Origin of the sequence: Consotaella salsifontis (genome assembly GCF_900167365.1) — a bacterium.
GTDB lineage: Bacteria > Pseudomonadota > Alphaproteobacteria > Rhizobiales > Rhizobiaceae > Consotaella > Consotaella salsifontis.
Map to the genome: position 1 here is coordinate 112,591 of NZ_FUXL01000009.1, position 15,973 is coordinate 128,563.

Consider the following 15,973-nt stretch of genomic DNA (forward strand, 5'->3'; position numbering starts at 1 on the left):
CGTTCGTCCTGTTGCGCTCGAACTTCATTCGGTGCACGTATCACCGCCGGCCCGTCACCCGGGTGACGGGCCGGCGGTTGCGGTTGTCCTCCGAGATGACCCCGGTTGCGAACCTTGTTCGCGCGCCGGAGACATCTCTCGATGATGGATGCAGAACTTGGATTATACCATTTCATCGGTCGAGAAGGCATTGCAACTCTTGTCGCTGATCGGAGACATGCCTGGTCGGGGCCTGTCCGAGCTGTCCCGCGCTTCGGGAAATTCCAAGGCGCGGACCTATCGTCTTCTGCAGACGATGGAGGCGGCCGGCTTCGTCCTGAGGTCCGACAACGAGCCGCGCTATTGGCTCGGCGATCGGTCGCGGCGGCTGGGCGAGCAGGCGCGCGATCAGGTGGATATCGTGGCGGCTGCAGTTCCCATCGTCGAAAGGATCGCCGCCCGCTGCAATGAGACGGTGCAGGTCCGTGTGCGTCAGGGAACGAACAGCTGCTGTGTGCTGGCGCGCGAGCCCGACCGCACCATCCGCCACCACGCGGAGGAGGGCCGACTGTCGCCCATCCACGTCGGCACCTCCAAGCTGCTCCTGGCCTATGCCTCGCCGCGGGTCCAGAAGATGGTTCTGTCCGGGCCGCTGCAGGCAAAGACAGCCAAGACGATCGCCAGTCCCGAACGCCTCGCCGAGAAGCTCGTGGAGATCCGCAAGCAGGGCTATTGCATCAGCGTCGGGGAGAATGATCCGGATTCGTTCGCCGTCGGCGCCCCTGTGCGTGACGCCGCCGGCTCGGTCATTGCCGTGTTGATCATCGCGGCGCCGGTCTCGCGCATCAATGACGAGAAGTCGGCCGAATTCACCGAGATGGTGCTGCAGGGCGCCCACCAGGTCGAGGGCGCCCTGAGCCTCGCGGAATTTCAGGAGCGCTGAAGTCGGCGGCTATAGCGCCAGGGGCGACAACGTTCATGGCGATGCGGCGCTCCCCCGGTTCCAAAGCCACGTGACGGGTCAGCGCCTCGACGGCGGCCTTCATCGGTCGATAGATCGCGACACGCCGCGAACCATCATCTTTCATTCCAACTCGATGATTAACCGGATCAGTAATTATCTGTTTTTGTCCAGTGCAGAACGGAAAAATACACATTTATACTCGTATAAATCGCAATATTGGTACGATTTATAATTTCCAAAACAAATGCGGCGCAGTGCACGTCATCAATCTATTCATTAGTTTTATAATATAATCGAAAGAAATATCTGGATCCAATCGCTCTTCCGAAAGGGGACGGCAAAGTTCTGTGGCGGTTTAGTCCGAAACCTCCTGAGCCCAAAGGCATTTGGCATAGGTTGGCGTTGTCGGAACTGGCTCGGTGAAATTGGGCCGTTCAAGGAATTCCCCTCACTATGCACCCGCTCTTCCCGGTGTGCCGACCGTTGTCCTCAAAGTGTGATTACCCGGATGCCTTGCTTCGGAACGCTGCACCTGCTCTTCTAGCAAGAAGAGGAGGATGCGTTCACATCGATGGAGATTTCGATGGTCGGAACGATCTCGCGTCCCGGTTACCGCAGCAGTCCTTCACAGATCCACGAGCATCGTTCGCTAGACGTGCTTTACGAAGCCGGCAAGATCCTCGCCGGTCCGGTCGACCCCGAGCAGATGCTCTCGTCCGTGCTACGCGTGCTTTCCTCCTTCATGGGACTTCGCTGCGGCGCGGTGGCCCTGCTCGTCGACCCTCGCCATCCGCTGGCCAGCGCCGCCGTCAACCCTTACGTGATTGCCGCCACGTGGCGCGCCGAGGAAGCCCAGCCGGCGTCCTGCGGCGCGATCCCGGAAGCGGTCGCGGCCATGGTCCTTCGCACAGGCATAGCCACCGTCGTACAGAACGTCCGTGCAGAACTCGGAGAGGCGGCGATCCCGCGCGACATCGCCGCGGAGGCGCCGGTGGCGCTCATCGCGGCGCCCATTCTGGAGCGCGATCCCTCGCCAACGCCGACGGGAGTGCTGTGCGCCTACCGTGTTTTCCACGACGGGGAGCCTTGGGAGCTCGATCTGGACCTGCGCCTTTTGAAGATGGTCGCCGCGCTGGTTTCCCAGTCACTGCGTTTCCGGCGCATCGTGCTGCGCGATCGCGAGCGCCTGTTAGCCCAGGCAAGCCAGGCGGCCAAGGCGCTCAAGGAGGTCCGAGTGGGCGGCGCCGTCGAAGCCGACGGCATTGGCGAGATTATCGGCGAGAGTGCGGAGATCCGCGCGGTTTACGAGCGCGTCCGGAAGGTGGCGCCGACCCGCGCCACGGTGCTTTTGCGAGGCGAAAGCGGCACCGGCAAGGAGCTGTTCGCGCGGGCCATCCATCGCCTGAGCGACCGTTCCGACAGGCCCTTTGTCAAGCTGAACTGTGCCGCTCTGAGCGAGACCCTGCTGGAATCAGAGCTTTTCGGCCATGAGAAGGGCTCCTTCACCGGCGCCATGGGGCAGAAGAAGGGGCGCTTCGAGCTCGCCGACGGCGGCACGCTGTTTCTCGACGAGATCGGCGAGATCTCGAGTTCTTTCCAGGCCAAGTTGCTCAGGGCACTTCAGGAGGGCGAGTTCGAGCGGGTCGGCGGCACGCGCACCGTCAAGGTGGACGTGCGCCTTGTCGCGGCGACGAATCGCGACCTGGAGGAAGCAGTGACCCGGGGCGAATTCCGCGCCGACCTCTATTTCCGCATATGCGTCATCCCGATCGTGCTGCCGCCGTTGCGCGAGCGCCCCGGCGATATTCCCCGTCTCGCCCAGGCCTTCCTCGATCGCTTCAATCAGGAGAACGGCGCGAGCCTCAGGTTCGGCCGCGCGGTGCTCGGCCTGCTGCAGGCCTGTTCGTTTCCTGGCAACGTGCGCGAGCTCGAGAACTGCGTCAGCCGGGCTGCGGCGCTGACCGCCGGCCCGGTGATCGAGGCCATCGACATGGCCTGCCAACAGGATGCCTGTCTGTCACCGCAGCTCTGGCGGCTGAGGGCCGCCGGCCGCGCTCCGGTCGGAGGGCTCGGCTCGGTGCCGCTCCCGGTGTTCAACGACGCGGCCCCGCGTGCCCCGCAGCCACCAGCCGCCCCACCACTCACAGGCGCTGCGCCCAGCGCCGCGCCGGCCGCGGCCGCCGATCACCAAAGCCAGCCCCCCCGCAGCCAGCGCGAGGAGCTGATCGACGCGATGCAGCGCTCGGGTTGGGTGCAGGCGAAGGCGGCGCGGTTGCTCGGCATGACGCCCCGCCAGATCGGCTATGCCCTGAAGAAGCACGGCATCGACGTCGTCCGGTTCTGACCTTGGCCTGTCGGTTTCGCGACGCGCCTGTCGCGGGTCCTACAACACATCGACGGCCGCCGATTGAGCCAAAGCCCTTGCCCGAAAGGTGATTTCGGTTTGGCACGGCGCCTGCATAGCCTCCATTGCAGCGAAGGCAAAGAGAGGTTTGCGCCGATGAACGACACCGTCATCTCCCTCGACGCCCTGAAGATCGGATCGCGCGAAACGCTCGCCGCCTCGGTTGCCGGCGGCTGCTCGTCCTCGACCTGCGGCTCGGCGGCCGGGCCGGCGGATATGCCACCCCAGATTTGGGAGAAAGTGAAGGACCATCCGTGCTATTCCGAGGAGGCGCACCACTATTTCGCGCGGATGCACGTCGCTGTCGCGCCCGCCTGCAACATCCAGTGCAACTACTGCAACCGCAAGTACGACTGCTCCAACGAGAGCCGGCCGGGCGTCGTCTCGGAGAGGCTCACGCCTGAACAGGCGGCGCGCAAGGTGATCGCCGTAGCCAACGAGGTGCCGCAGCTTTCCGTCCTCGGCATTGCCGGTCCCGGCGACGGCGCCTACGACTGGCGCAAGACGAGGGCGACCTTTGACCTTGTCCGCGCGGCCCTCCCCGACATCAGACTTTGCCTCTCCTCCAACGGCCTGTCGTTGCCCGACCACCTCGACGAGCTGGCCGAAATGGCGATCGGCCACGTGACCCTGACGATCAACATGATCGACCCGCAAATCGGGACAGCGATTTACCCCTGGATCTTTTGGAAGGGCAAGCGCCGCACGGGGCTCGAAGCCTCAAGGATCCTTCACGAGCGCCAGATGCAGAGCCTGGAAGGTCTCGTCGCCCGCGACATCCTGGTCAAGGTGAACTCAGTGATGATCCCGGGCATCAACGACCGCCACCTCCTGGAGGTGAACCGCGTGGTAAAGGCAAAAGGCGCGTTCCTGCACAACATCATGCCGCTGATCTCGGCGCCCGAGCACGGCACGGCCTACGGGATGGCCGGCCAGCGCGGGCCGACGGCGGCCGAGCTGAAGGCGCTGCAGGATGCCTGCGCCGGCGGCGCCAATCTGATGCGCCATTGCCGCCAGTGCCGTGCCGACGCCGTCGGCCTGCTCGGCGAGGACCGCGGCCAGGAATTCACCATGGAGCTCGTGCCCGAGACGATCCGCTACGATCCGTCCAAGCGCCAGGCCTATCGGGAATGGGTCGCAAGGGAGCGCGAGGACCGCCGCAGCGCGGCCACCCAGGCTCAGGCCGTAACCGGCGGAACCGTCGCCGCCGATACGCCGCCGATGCTTGCCGCCGTCTGCACCAGGGGCGGCGGGCGGATCAACCAACATTTCGGCCACGCCAAGGAGTTCCAGCTGTTCGAAGTGGACGCCAAGGGCGTGCGCTTCATCACCCATCGCCGCGCCGACAACTACTGCATCGGCGGCGAAGGCATTGAGGACCGGCTCGACGCCGTGATCGAGACGCTCGCGGGCGTTCCCATCATCCTGTGCGCCAAGATCGGCGACTGCCCGTGCGCGAGCCTTGCGGCCGCCGGCATCGAGGCGATCGACGCCTACGCCCACGATTACATCGAGACGTCGCTTCTGGACCTCTACCGGCAGAGACATCGACAAGCCGAGCGCCGGGCCACCCGAGCCTGATCCCGGAATTCCGCCAGCGAAAGGAAAAAAGCCATGGCCTTGCAGATCCTTGCCGCGCAATGCAGCGTTTGCGGTGCGTGCGAGTTCGAGTGCCCGAACGCGGCGATCAAGTTCAAGAAGGGCGCCTATCGCATCGACCCCAGCCTCTGCACGGAGTGCGAAGGCTTCCACGACTCGCCGCAATGCGTCGAGGTCTGCCCGGTGCCGGACACCTGCGTGCCGGCGCGCCCCGCCGCATGAGCAGGATCAATCGCGGAACGAGCGACAGGGAGGCGGCAATGCGCGATGACGATCCGCCGATCGAAGTGTACGGACCGCCCCGCTTCCGGCCAGGCGAAAAGGTTCGCTCGACGAAAAACGTCAAGAATGATGGCACGATGGCTGGCCGGGAGATCGGCGAGATCGTCGTCAGGAAGGGCGACGTCGGTTATGTCAGAGACGTCGGCACCTTCCTGCAGCAGTTCTATGTCTATGCGGTCGAGTTCGCCGAGCACCACTCGGTGGTGGGCATGCGGGCACGCGAACTCGCCGCCGAGCCCGATCCGGAGAGGGTGCCATGAAGGTCATCATCAGCGAAACTCCCAAGGGCTTTCAGGCCTATGTCGCCAAGAAGGATCTGGAGGAACTGATTGTCCAAACCGAGACGCCGGCTCTTTGGGGTGGATGGGCGCGTCTGGCGAATGGCTGGGTGCTTGACCTGCCGGCGATGGACCCCGCGCCGCGCTTGCCCGTAACGGTCGAGGCGCGCCGGCGCGCCGTGGAGGACTGAGGCATGTGCGGGACGGCGAGTCTCGATGCCTGCCTCGACGCGGTGCGAGGCGGCACGCTTATTCCGTATCTCGGAGCCGGTGTGGCGGCGCTCGGCCGGTCCACGGTGCCATCCGCACCAACGGCGCTCGCCGCCCTGCTCGAAAACGAGGTCCGCGCACCGAAACGAGCCTCCGGAAATCTCTGGGCGGTGGCCCAGTTCGTCGAGAGCCGCCGATTTCGCGGGACACTGGATGCCATCGTCGAGCGCGCCTTCGCTGGCGGCATCCGCGACAACCCCGTTCATGACTGGCTTGCGGCGGTCGCGCCGCCGCTCGTCATCGACACCTGGTACGACGACGGCCTGCTTGCCGCCTACGCCGAACGGGCGGAGAGCTGGGGCTGGGTGCAGGGTGCAACCCGCAACGGCCAATGGACGCCCGTGTGGACGAGAGCCTACGATGCAGCCGGTGAGCTCTGCCCCGAGGGGCCGGACCCGCGCTGGAACTCGCTGATCTACAAGCCGCACGGCGTGGCGAAGAAGGGCCTCGGTTTCCTGATGTCCGACAGCGACTATGTCGAGGTCCTGACCGAGATCGACATCCAGACGCCGATCCCCGATGAGGTGAAGGCGCGCCGCGAACGCCGGGGCTTCCTGTTCCTCGGCTGCCGCTTCGACGACCAGATGCTGCGCATCTTCGCCCGCCAGATCATGAAGCGCTCCGCCGGCCCCCATTTCGCGCTCATCGCGGGCGACCTGACCCGCATGGAGCGCCGCTTCCTCGACGAGCAGGGTATCGAACGTATCGACCTCGATCTCACCGCCGCGACCAAGGCGCTGACAGTCGCAGCCTGAACCCTCGATCCCCCTATCGCCTCGCCCCGCCTAAAAGGCGGGTTTTTTTTATGCCGCCTCGCCGCTCGTGACGGCACGAGTTTACGAACGTTGTCTCGACGAAGGTTCGCGACGGATTGGCCGCAGGCGCAACGACATGAACGGCCAAGGCGTCCGGATCTGCCAATCGCCCCAGAAAGAATGTGAGCTTTGTCGTTGTTTTGTCGGCTTCGTCACATGGCCGACAGAAGCCCACGATCCAGAGAAACTTTCCGTAACACACTGTTTTAAAATGATTTCTTTGCCCTTTCTTTGGTTGGCACGGTTCCTGCAAGTCCCTGGGTAGAGACGGCGATACACGCCTTTCTCACCTGACGCGAATGGCTGAAAGGATTGTTCGAATGGCTGCACTTCGACAGATCGCCTTCTACGGCAAGGGTGGAATCGGGAAATCGACCACCTCGCAAAACACGCTCGCGGCTCTCGTCGAGCTCGGGCAGAAGATCCTCATCGTCGGCTGCGATCCGAAAGCCGATTCCACCCGCCTGATCCTCAACGCCAAGGCACAGGACACCGTGCTGCACCTCGCGGCCGAGATGGGTTCGGTGGAAGATCTCGAACTCGAGGACGTTCTGAAGGTCGGCTTCAAGGACATCAAATGCGTCGAGTCCGGCGGGCCAGAGCCTGGCGTCGGCTGCGCCGGGCGCGGCGTCATCACGGCCATCAACTTTCTTGAGGAGAACGGCGCCTACGAGAACGTCGACTACGTCTCCTACGACGTACTCGGCGACGTCGTCTGCGGCGGCTTCGCCATGCCGATCCGCGAGAACAAGGCGCAGGAGATCTACATCGTCATGTCCGGCGAGATGATGGCGCTCTATGCCGCCAACAACATCTCCAAGGGCATCCTGAAATACGCCAATTCCGGCGGCGTGCGGCTTGGCGGGCTGATCTGCAACGAGCGCCAGACCGACCGCGAGCTGGAGCTCGCCGAGGCGATGGCCGCCAAGCTCGGCTCAAAGCTCATCCACTTCGTGCCGCGCGACAACATCGTCCAGCACGCCGAGCTCAGGCGCCAGACGGTGATCCAGTACGCGCCGGACTCCCAGCAGGCCGACGAATACCGCCAGCTCGCCAGGAAGATCCACGCCAACTCCGGCCAGGGCGTCGTGCCGACGCCGATCACCATGGAAGAGCTGGAACAGATGCTGATGGACTTCGGCATCATGCAGAGCGAGGAAGATCGCCTCGCCGCCATCGCCAAGTCCGAAGCCCGGGTCGCCGTTCCCGCCTGAGCGCGCGGCGCCGGCGCGACGCCGGCGCTCTCCCTTTTCATCGTCAGAGGAGCCCTGCCATGGACTCGATGAATGCCGACACGGCGGAGATGCGCGAGCAACTGATCGAAGAGGTGCTCGCCGCCTATCCCGACAAATCCAGAAAGAAGCGCCAGAAGCATCTGGCTGTCGCCCAGCCGGCCCCGGCGGACGATCCCGCGATCGCCTCCAAGTGCGATGGCGTCAAGTCCAACATCAAGTCGCTGCCGGGCGTCATGACCATCCGCGGCTGCGCCTATGCCGGCTCCAAAGGCGTCGTCTGGGGGCCGGTCAAGGACATGGTCCACATCAGCCATGGCCCGGTCGGCTGCGGCCAATATTCCTGGTCGCAGCGGCGCAACTACTACACCGGCACGACCGGCGTGGATTCGTTCGTGACGATGCAGATCACCACAGACTTCCAGGAGAAGGACATCGTCTTCGGCGGCGACAAGAAGCTCGACAAGGTGATTGACGAGATCGCGGAGCTCTTCCCGCTCGCCAAGGGCATCTCGGTTCAGTCGGAATGTCCGATCGGCCTGATCGGCGACGACATCGAAGCGGTCTCGCGCAAGAAGGCCAAGGAGATCGGCAAGACCATCGTACCGGTGCGCTGCGAAGGTTTTCGCGGGGTGTCGCAGTCGCTGGGGCACCACATCGCCAACGATTCGATCCGCGACTGGGTGCTGGAGAAGGAAGGTACGGCCACGGGTCCGCAGCCCGGTCCCTACGACATCAACATCGTCGGCGACTACAATATCGGCGGCGATGCCTGGGCGAGCCGGCGGCTTCTCGAGGAGATGGGCCTGCGCGTCGTCGGCAACTGGTCGGGCGACGCGACGCTGGCCGAGATGGAGCGCGCGCCGAAGGCGAAGCTAAACCTCATCCACTGCTACCGGTCGATGAACTACATCTGCCGCTACATGGAAGAGAAGTACGGCATCCCCTGGATGGAGTACAACTTCTTCGGGCCGTCTCAGATCGCCGCGTCGCTGCGCGCCGTCGCGCAGAAATTCGACGAGACGATCCAGGAGAATGCCGAAAAGGTCATCGCCAAGTACCAACCCCTGGTCGACGCCGTGCTCGCCAAGTACCGGCCTCGCCTCGAAGGCAAGTCGGTGATGCTCTATGTCGGCGGCCTGCGGCCCCGCCACGTCGTCACCGCCTATGACGACCTCGGCATGGTGATCGCCGGAACGGGCTACGAGTTCGCCCATGCCGACGACTACAAGCGCACGGGCGAGTTCATCAAAGAGGGCACATTGATCTACGACGACGTCACCGGCTACGAGCTGGAGAAGTTCGTCGAGAAGATCCGCCCCGACCTGGTCGGCTCCGGCATCAAGGAGAAGTATCCGGTCCAGAAGATGGGCATCCCGTTCCGCCAGATGCACTCCTGGGACTATTCCGGCCCCTATCACGGCTATGACGGCTTCGCGATCTTCGCCCGCGACATGGATCTGGCGATCAACAATCCGGTGTGGGACCTGTTTTCGGCGCCCTGGGGCGAGAAGGCCGCCTAGCGGCGCCGCACCTTTCGGGACGGCCGATCGGCGGCCGCCCTTCTTAAAAAGCCACCCTTGTTTCAGCTCACGGCGCGTCTCGGAATGCGGACGGCCCGGAGAAGGATGAGACCCATGCCCCAGTCCGCGGAAAAGGTCCTCGACCACGCGAAGCTGTTCCAGGAGCCCGAATACGTCGAGATGTTCGAGCGCAAGCGTGCCGAATTCGAAAACGCCCCGCCGGCGCCGATGGTCAAGGAGATCGGCGACTGGACGAAGTCCTGGGAGTACCGGGAGAAGAATCTCGGACGCGAGGCGCTGTGCATCAACCCGGCCAAGGCCTGCCAGCCGCTCGGCGCGGTGTTCGCCGGCGCCGGCTACGAGGGGTCGCTCTCCTTCGTCCACGGCAGCCAGGGCTGCGTCGCCTACTACCGCTCGCACCTCGCCCGTCACTTCAAGGAGCCGTCCTCGGCCGTCTCCTCCTCGATGACCGAGGACGCGGCGGTGTTCGGCGGCCTCAACAACATGATCGACGGCCTCGCCAATGCCTACGCGCTATACTCACCGAAGATGATCGCTGTCTCCACCACCTGCATGGCGGAGGTGATCGGCGACGATCTCAATTCCTTCATCCTGCAAGCCAAGGAGAAGGGGTCGGTGCCGCAGGACTTCGCGGTGCCCTATGCCCATACGCCGGCCTTCGTCGGCAGCCATATCGATGGCTACGACAACATGCAGAAGGGCATCCTCGAGACCTTTTGGAAGGATGCCAAGCGGGTGCCCGGCGAGGGCATCAACATTATCCCCGGCTTCGACGGCTTCGCCGTCGGCAACATCCGCGAACTGAAGCGGATGCTCGCCCTGATGGGGGTCGAGACGACGATCCTCTCCGACGTCTCCGACGTCTACGACACCCCGTCGGACGGCGAGTTCCGCATGTATGCGGGCGGCACCTCGCTCGACGAGGTCAAGGGCGCGCTGAACGCCAAGGCGACCGTCTCCATGCAGGAATACTGCAGCCGCAAGACGCTGGAGTTCTGCGAGGAGCACGGCCAGGCGACGGCGTCCTTCCACTATCCGCTCGGCGTGCGGGCGACCGACGAGTTCCTGATGGCGATGACCGATCTCACCGGCACCACGATCCCCGACAGCCTGAAGCTGGAGCGCGGCCGCCTCGTCGACGCCCTGGCCGACAGCCAGTCCTATCTGCACGGCAAGACCTACGCGATCTTCGGCGATCCCGACTTCGTCTATGCGATGGCGCGCTTCCTGCTGGAGACCGGCGGCGAGCCGCGCCACTGCCTGGCCACCAACGGCGGCAAGGCGTGGGAAAAGCAGATGCGCGAGCTTCTGGCCTCGTCGCCCTTCGGCAAGGATTGCCAAGTCTGGGCCGGCAAGGATCTCTGGGCGCTGCGCTCGATCATGGCGACAGAGCCGGTGGATCTCTTGATAGGTAATTCGCACGGCAAGTATCTGGAGCGCGATCTGGGTACGCCGCTGATCCGGCTCGCCTTCCCGATCTTCGACCGGCATCACCACCACCGCTTCCCGACGTGGGGCTATCAGGGCGCGATCAACGTGCTGGTGAAGATCCTCGACAAGATCTTCGACCGCCTCGACGCCGAATCGGGCGCCCCTGGTCAGGACATATCGTTCGACCTGACCCGCTGAGCGCTCTGGCGCCCCGGCATGTCCGGGGGCGCCGTCTTTTTTCCATTCCGTCTGGAAATGCGAGGAAGAGCAATGGCCCAAGCGCTGCAGGCCCGCATCGACGCCGCCTTCGTGGAGCCGGCCTGCGGCGTCAACCGGTCGAAGAGCGACACCCAGCGCAGGAAAGGCTGCGCCAAGGCGCTGACGCCGGGGGCGGCGGCCGGCGGCTGCGCCTTCGACGGCGCCAAGATCGCGCTGCAGCCGATCGTCGATGCCGCCCATCTCATTCACGGCGCCCTCGCCTGCGAGGGCAACAGCTGGGACAATCGAAGTTCGGCGTCCTCCGGCCCGACACTCTACCGCACTTCCTTCACCACCGATCTCTCTGAACTCGACATCGTCATGGGTCACGGCGAGAAGAAGCTCTTCCGCGCCATCCGCGAGGTCATCGACAGGTACTCGCCGCCGGCCGTCTTCGTCTATTCGACTTGCGTGCCGGCGCTGGTGGGCGACGACATTGAGGCCGTCTGCAAGGCAGCGGCGGAGAAGTTCGGCACGCCGGTGATCCCGGTCAACGCGCCGGGCTTCGTCGGCTCGAAAAATCTCGGCAACAAGCTTGCCGGCCAAGCGCTGCTCGACCACGTCATCGGCACCATCGAGCCAGAGCGCACCACCACCACCGACATCAACATCGTCGGCGACTACAACCTGTCGGGCGAGCTGTGGCAGGTGAAGCCACTTTTCGACCGGCTCGGCATCCGCATTCTCGGCTCGATCACCGGCGACGCGCGCTACCGGCAGGTGGCGATGGCGCACCGGGCGCGCGTCACCATGCTGGTCTGCTCCAAGGCGCTGGTCTCGCTCGCCCGCCAGCTGGAGGAACGCTACGATATTCCTTGGTTCGAAGGTTCGTTCTACGGCATCTCCGACACGTCGCAGGCGCTGCGCACGCTCTGCCGCATGCTGGTCGAGCGCGGCGCGTCAGCCGATCTTCTGCCGCGCTGCGAGGCACTGATCGCCGCGGAGGAGGCTCGCGTCCGGGCCGCGCTCGAGCCGTTGCGCCCGCGCGTCGCGGGACGCCGTGTGCTGCTCTATACCGGCGGGCACAAGAGCTGGTCGGTTGTCTCCGCCCTCCAGGAGCTCGGCATGGAGGTCGTCGGCACCTCAATGCGCAAGTCGACCGAGTCCGATAAGGACCGCGTCAAGACGATCATGGGCGACGACAGCCACATGTTTGAAAACATGGCGCCCAAAGAGATGTACCAGGTCCTCAAGAGCGCCGGCGCCGACGTGCTGATGTCGGGCGGGCGCAGCCAGTTCGTGGCGCTGAAGGCCAAGACCCCCTGGGTCGACGTCAACCAGGAGAAGCATAAGCCCTATGCCGGCTATGCCGGTATGGTGAAGCTCGTCTCCGCCATCGACCGGGCGATCAACAATCCGATGTGGGCGGAGATCCGAGATCCCGCGCCCTGGGAATCCCGGGCCGCGCCCGGCCAGGTCCCGTCAGGGCGCGCGGCATCGGGCGACGCCACCGATTTCGAGGATTGCTAATGGCCCGCATCTTCCATCCGCGCTCAGCGCTCTCCACAAATCCCCTGAAGCAGAGCGCGCCGCTCGGGGCGGCGCTCGCCTATCTCGGCATCGAGGGCTCAATTCCACTGTTCCACGGCAGCCAGGGCTGCACGGCCTTCGCGCTGGTCAGCCTCGTTCGCCACTTCAAGGAGGCGATTCCACTCCAGACGACGGCGATGAACGAGGTTTCGACCATTCTCGGCGGCGCCGAGCAGATCGAGGAGGCCATCGAGAATCTGAGGAAGAAATCAGCGCCGAAGTTCATCGGCATCGCCTCGACGGCGCTGACCGAGACGCGCGGCGAGGACGTCGCCGGCGAACTGAGGGCGATGCGCGCGCGCCGGCGCGACTTCGACGACACCGCCATCGTCTACGCCGCGACGCCGGATTTTTCAGGCGGTCTCGAAGAGGGTTGGGCGCGCGCCGTCGCGGCGATCATCGATGCGCTGGTCCCCGACCGCGGCATGGAGCACGTCGGCAGCCGATCCCACCAGGTGACGCTGCTCGCTGGCAGCCATTTGACGCCGGCCGACGTCGAGGAGATTGTAAGCCTGATCCGCGCCTTCGGGCTTGAACCGGTGGTGCTGCCCGACATCTCGACCTCGCTCGACGGCCATCTGGGAGACACCTGGTCCGGCACCTCGCTCGGCGGCACAAGGCTGGCAGACATTTCGAGGCTCGGCCGCAGCCGCCACACGCTGGTCATCGGCGAGAGCCTGCGCCCGGCGGCCGAGATGCTCGAGCGCAGGACCGCCGTTCCCTCCAGTGTTTTCCCCTCGCTCACCGGGCTGAAATGCACCGATGCCTTCATCGAGACGCTGATGGCGATCGCCGCTGTTCGCGACGTGCCGGAGCGCGTCAAGCGCGACCGCTCGCGGCTGGTCGATGCCTCGCTCGACGCCCATTTCAGCATCGGCGGCCTCAGGGTCGCCATTGGCGCCGATCCCGACCTGCTGTTCTCGCTCAGCGGGGCGCTCACCTCCTTGGGCGCCGACATCGTCGCAGCGGTAGCGACCGCGGCGACCAATCCCGTGCTCGATCGTGTCCCGGCAGAGGAGGTCGCCGTCGCCGATCTGGGTGAACTCGAGGCGCGAGCCGCCGCCGCCGAGGCCGAGATTCTGATCACCCATAGCCACGGGCGTCAGGCTGCGGCCCGGCTCGGCTTGCCGCTGGTGCGCGCCGGCTTTCCGATCTTCGACCGGCTCGGGACCCAGGACGTTTGCCGCGTCGGCTATCGCGGCACCCGCGCCTTTTTCACGGAGATCGCGAATGCGGTCCTGGCAAGGGACCATCGCCCACATCCGTCCGACTTCGGCGCCGCGCCGATCGAGCAGGAGTTCGAACATGCACGCTCGCAGACTGCGTCTCATTGAACCGGAGGATGCCATGACCGACGCAACCGATGCCGTGGCGGCACGCCCGCTCAGGATCGCCGTCGCCACCAACGATCTGGAGCGCCTCGACGCGCATTTCGGCTCCGCCATGAAATTCGCGCTCTACGACGTTACGGCCGAGAACTGCCGCCTCGTCGAGGTACTGGCGTTCGACGACGTGACCAGCGAGGACAGCGCCCATACGGACAGCGAGGACCGGATCACGCCGAAGGTGGAGGCGCTTGCCGGCGTGGCGCTTCTGTTTGTGCTCGCCATCGGCGGGCCCTCCGCCGCCAAGGTTGTGCGCGCCGGCATCCACCCGATCAAGGTCAAGGAGGCCGAGCCGATCGCCACCGTGATCGAGCGCGTGCAGGAGATGCTGCGCTCGGCACCACCGCCCTGGCTGCGCAAGATCATCGGTGCATCGTCGGCCCGCCCAAACTTCATGAACGAGGAGGAACCCGCGTGACGAGCGCCCCTTGCCCAGCCGACGCTTTACGCCAGCCATCCTCTCTCGCAAGCGCGAGAGGAATGGCGCCCCGCCTTGCAGCCCCGGCCGACGATCCAACAGCGTCCCGGCGCTTTTCATGTCCCCGGCGGGGAGATCGTGCCGGCAGGCAGATGAGGACACGGCAGTGAGCATCGTCGAGGACCCGAACCCGCGCGGCGGCGTACTGCCGGATAGCGCTTTCCTGATGCAGCTCGTTCAGGTGCTGCGCGCCGAGGACAGCTACGGCGCCTGGGAGGACAAATCCAACGCGGAGCTTCTTGCCGAGTACGTCGTCACGAAGGAGAAGGGGCGAGACATTCCACTCATGGGCGATCCCGAGCCGGAGACCTTGTGGCGGCTCGAAAAGTTCTACGCGGCGGTCGGCCTCCGGATCGAGAAGGAAACCGGCTGCATGGCCGCCCCGATGATGAAGATGCACCATGAGGGGTTCGGGCGCATCGTGCTGATCGCGGGTCGGCTGGTGGTGCTGTCAAAGCACCTGCGCGACGTCCATCGTTTCGGCTTCGACAGCTTCGCCAGGCTCGCCGAAACTGGCGAAGCGCTGGTCGCCGAGGCGGTCGGAACAATTGAGATCTATCCCGACGCCGCGCGAGCCTGAAAGGACGAGCCCATGCCCGTGACAGCCTACACCCGCGACGGAACGACCTATCTGCCGAAATATCTGATCGCCATCGACCCGGCCCAATGCATCGGCTGCGGCCGCTGCTTCAAGGTCTGCGGCCAAGGCGTGATGACGCTGAAGGGTGTCGATGAGGATGGCCAGTTCATCAACATCGAGGACGAGGACGACGACGAGGTCGAGCGCAGGGTGATGACGCTCGCCCGCGCTGGCGCCTGCATCGGCTGCGGCGCCTGTGCCCGGGTCTGCACCAGGGGCTGCCAAAGCCATGCCGCCGCCGATTGAACTCGGCCAGCGCGCCGAGCGGTTCCGCGACGCCCTGCTGAAAAGTCCGCAGAACCAGGTCGAGGGGGCGGACCGCGTGGACTTCGCGGCGATGTTGGCCCGCGCTCTCGCCGAACGGGCCGAGGGCCGCGGCGCCCTGCCCGACCTGATCGGACTCGACCGGGCCAGCCTCAATGCCCTGGCGAAAGCCTATTTCTTGGATGCGGATCTGCCTGATCTCGATTGCGAGCGCATCGAGCCGTCGGCCGACCAGCGCTCTCTCGCCCTCCTGATGCGCTGGCGCGGCGCGCCGAACTCCACCGAGAGCCTCTGGTTCGCCGATATCCTGGCGCGCCGCGCCATGGAACCGCATCATCTGTGGGAAGACCTCGGGCTGCCCGAGCGCCCGCGCCTGACGGCGCTGATGCAGCGGCGCTTTCCCCGTCTCGTCGCGCTCAACGCCGCGAACATGCGGTGGAAGAAGTTCTTCTCCCGCCAGATCTGCGCCGATGCCTCCTTCTCGCTCTGCCTGGCTCCGAGTTGCGAGGAATGCCCCGAGCGCTCGCTCTGTTTCCCGCCCGAGGGGGCGGCGCCGACGCTCCCCGCCACCTGACCTTACCGCGCCGCCGCTCCCGATCCGTTGCCAGGAGCAGGCGACG

Annotated in this window: 17 protein-coding genes; 16 read left to right on the forward strand and 1 reads right to left on the reverse strand. The window is 65.2% G+C overall.

The window, feature by feature from the left end; genetic code table 11:
* Positions 1 to 157 precede the first annotated feature (157 nt).
* On the forward strand, positions 158 to 922 hold the full coding sequence (locus tag B5D38_RS13945) for an IclR family transcriptional regulator (protein ID WP_165690868.1): 765 nt from the start codon (positions 158 to 160) through the stop codon (positions 920 to 922).
* Here B5D38_RS13945 and B5D38_RS22850 read toward each other — a convergent pair.
* Positions 849 to 1,136: an SDR family oxidoreductase gene (locus B5D38_RS22850; protein ID WP_207552954.1), complete on the reverse strand. Its 288-nt coding sequence runs from the start codon at positions 1,134 to 1,136 to the stop codon at positions 849 to 851. The two genes, B5D38_RS13945 and B5D38_RS22850, sit on opposite strands and share 74 nt — an antisense overlap.
* 390 nt (positions 1,137 to 1,526) lie before the next feature.
* On the opposite strand from B5D38_RS22850, the gene nifA reads away from it, so the two are divergent.
* From nifA to B5D38_RS14025, 15 genes are all read left to right on the forward strand, one after another.
* Entirely contained in the window at positions 1,527 to 3,287 is a 1,761-nt protein-coding gene (gene nifA, locus B5D38_RS13955; protein WP_078709112.1) for a nif-specific transcriptional activator NifA, read from the forward strand.
* A gap of 156 nt (positions 3,288 to 3,443) precedes the next feature.
* The gene (gene nifB / locus B5D38_RS13960) at positions 3,444 to 4,928 is read left to right on the forward strand and encodes a nitrogenase cofactor biosynthesis protein NifB (RefSeq protein ID WP_078709040.1); all 1,485 of its coding nucleotides are present in this window, start codon (positions 3,444 to 3,446) and stop codon (positions 4,926 to 4,928) included.
* A 33-nt stretch (positions 4,929 to 4,961) separates the two neighbouring features.
* Positions 4,962 to 5,168: a 4Fe-4S dicluster domain-containing protein gene (locus B5D38_RS13965; RefSeq protein WP_078709041.1), complete on the forward strand. Its 207-nt coding sequence runs from the start codon at positions 4,962 to 4,964 to the stop codon at positions 5,166 to 5,168.
* A gap of 38 nt (positions 5,169 to 5,206) precedes the next feature.
* Positions 5,207 to 5,488 (forward strand): nitrogen fixation protein NifZ, encoded by a 282-nt coding sequence (locus tag B5D38_RS13970; protein ID WP_078709042.1) that lies wholly within the window; start codon positions 5,207 to 5,209, stop codon positions 5,486 to 5,488.
* Positions 5,485 to 5,697, forward strand: a complete 213-nt coding sequence (nifT, locus tag B5D38_RS13975) for a putative nitrogen fixation protein NifT (protein WP_078709043.1) — start codon at positions 5,485 to 5,487, stop codon at positions 5,695 to 5,697. Before B5D38_RS13970 ends, nifT begins: the two co-directional genes overlap by 4 nt.
* A gap of 3 nt (positions 5,698 to 5,700) precedes the next feature.
* Entirely contained in the window at positions 5,701 to 6,531 is an 831-nt protein-coding gene (locus B5D38_RS13980) for an SIR2 family NAD-dependent protein deacylase (protein ID WP_078709044.1), read from the forward strand.
* 380 nt (positions 6,532 to 6,911) lie between these two features.
* Entirely contained in the window at positions 6,912 to 7,805 is an 894-nt protein-coding gene (gene nifH, locus B5D38_RS13985) for a nitrogenase iron protein (RefSeq protein WP_078709045.1), read from the forward strand.
* A 59-nt stretch (positions 7,806 to 7,864) separates the two neighbouring features.
* A complete protein-coding gene (gene nifD, locus B5D38_RS13990) occupies positions 7,865 to 9,346 on the forward strand; it encodes a nitrogenase molybdenum-iron protein alpha chain (protein WP_078709046.1) in 1,482 nt (493 codons plus the stop codon).
* A gap of 114 nt (positions 9,347 to 9,460) precedes the next feature.
* Positions 9,461 to 10,996: a nitrogenase molybdenum-iron protein subunit beta gene (gene nifK, locus B5D38_RS13995; protein ID WP_078709047.1), complete on the forward strand. Its 1,536-nt coding sequence runs from the start codon at positions 9,461 to 9,463 to the stop codon at positions 10,994 to 10,996.
* 72 nt (positions 10,997 to 11,068) lie between these two features.
* Complete coding sequence (gene nifE / locus B5D38_RS14000) at positions 11,069 to 12,526, forward strand: nitrogenase iron-molybdenum cofactor biosynthesis protein NifE (RefSeq protein ID WP_078709048.1); 1,458 nt, start codon at positions 11,069 to 11,071, stop codon at positions 12,524 to 12,526.
* Positions 12,526 to 13,920, forward strand: a complete 1,395-nt coding sequence (nifN, locus tag B5D38_RS14005; protein WP_078709049.1) for a nitrogenase iron-molybdenum cofactor biosynthesis protein NifN — start codon at positions 12,526 to 12,528, stop codon at positions 13,918 to 13,920. Before nifE ends, nifN begins: the two co-directional genes overlap by 1 nt.
* A 13-nt stretch (positions 13,921 to 13,933) precedes the next feature.
* The gene (nifX, locus tag B5D38_RS14010; RefSeq protein WP_245319228.1) at positions 13,934 to 14,389 is read left to right on the forward strand and encodes a nitrogen fixation protein NifX; all 456 of its coding nucleotides are present in this window, start codon (positions 13,934 to 13,936) and stop codon (positions 14,387 to 14,389) included.
* Positions 14,390 to 14,507: 118 nt separating this feature from the next.
* Positions 14,508 to 15,029 (forward strand): NifX-associated nitrogen fixation protein, encoded by a 522-nt coding sequence (locus B5D38_RS14015; RefSeq protein ID WP_078709051.1) that lies wholly within the window; start codon positions 14,508 to 14,510, stop codon positions 15,027 to 15,029.
* Between the two features lie 18 nt (positions 15,030 to 15,047).
* The gene (gene fdxB, locus B5D38_RS14020) at positions 15,048 to 15,335 is read left to right on the forward strand and encodes a ferredoxin III, nif-specific (RefSeq protein ID WP_078709113.1); all 288 of its coding nucleotides are present in this window, start codon (positions 15,048 to 15,050) and stop codon (positions 15,333 to 15,335) included.
* Positions 15,319 to 15,927, forward strand: a complete 609-nt coding sequence (locus B5D38_RS14025) for a nitrogen fixation protein NifQ (protein WP_078709052.1) — start codon at positions 15,319 to 15,321, stop codon at positions 15,925 to 15,927. The genes fdxB and B5D38_RS14025 overlap by 17 nt, the downstream gene beginning before the upstream one ends.
* The last annotated feature ends 46 nt before the right edge of the window (positions 15,928 to 15,973 follow it).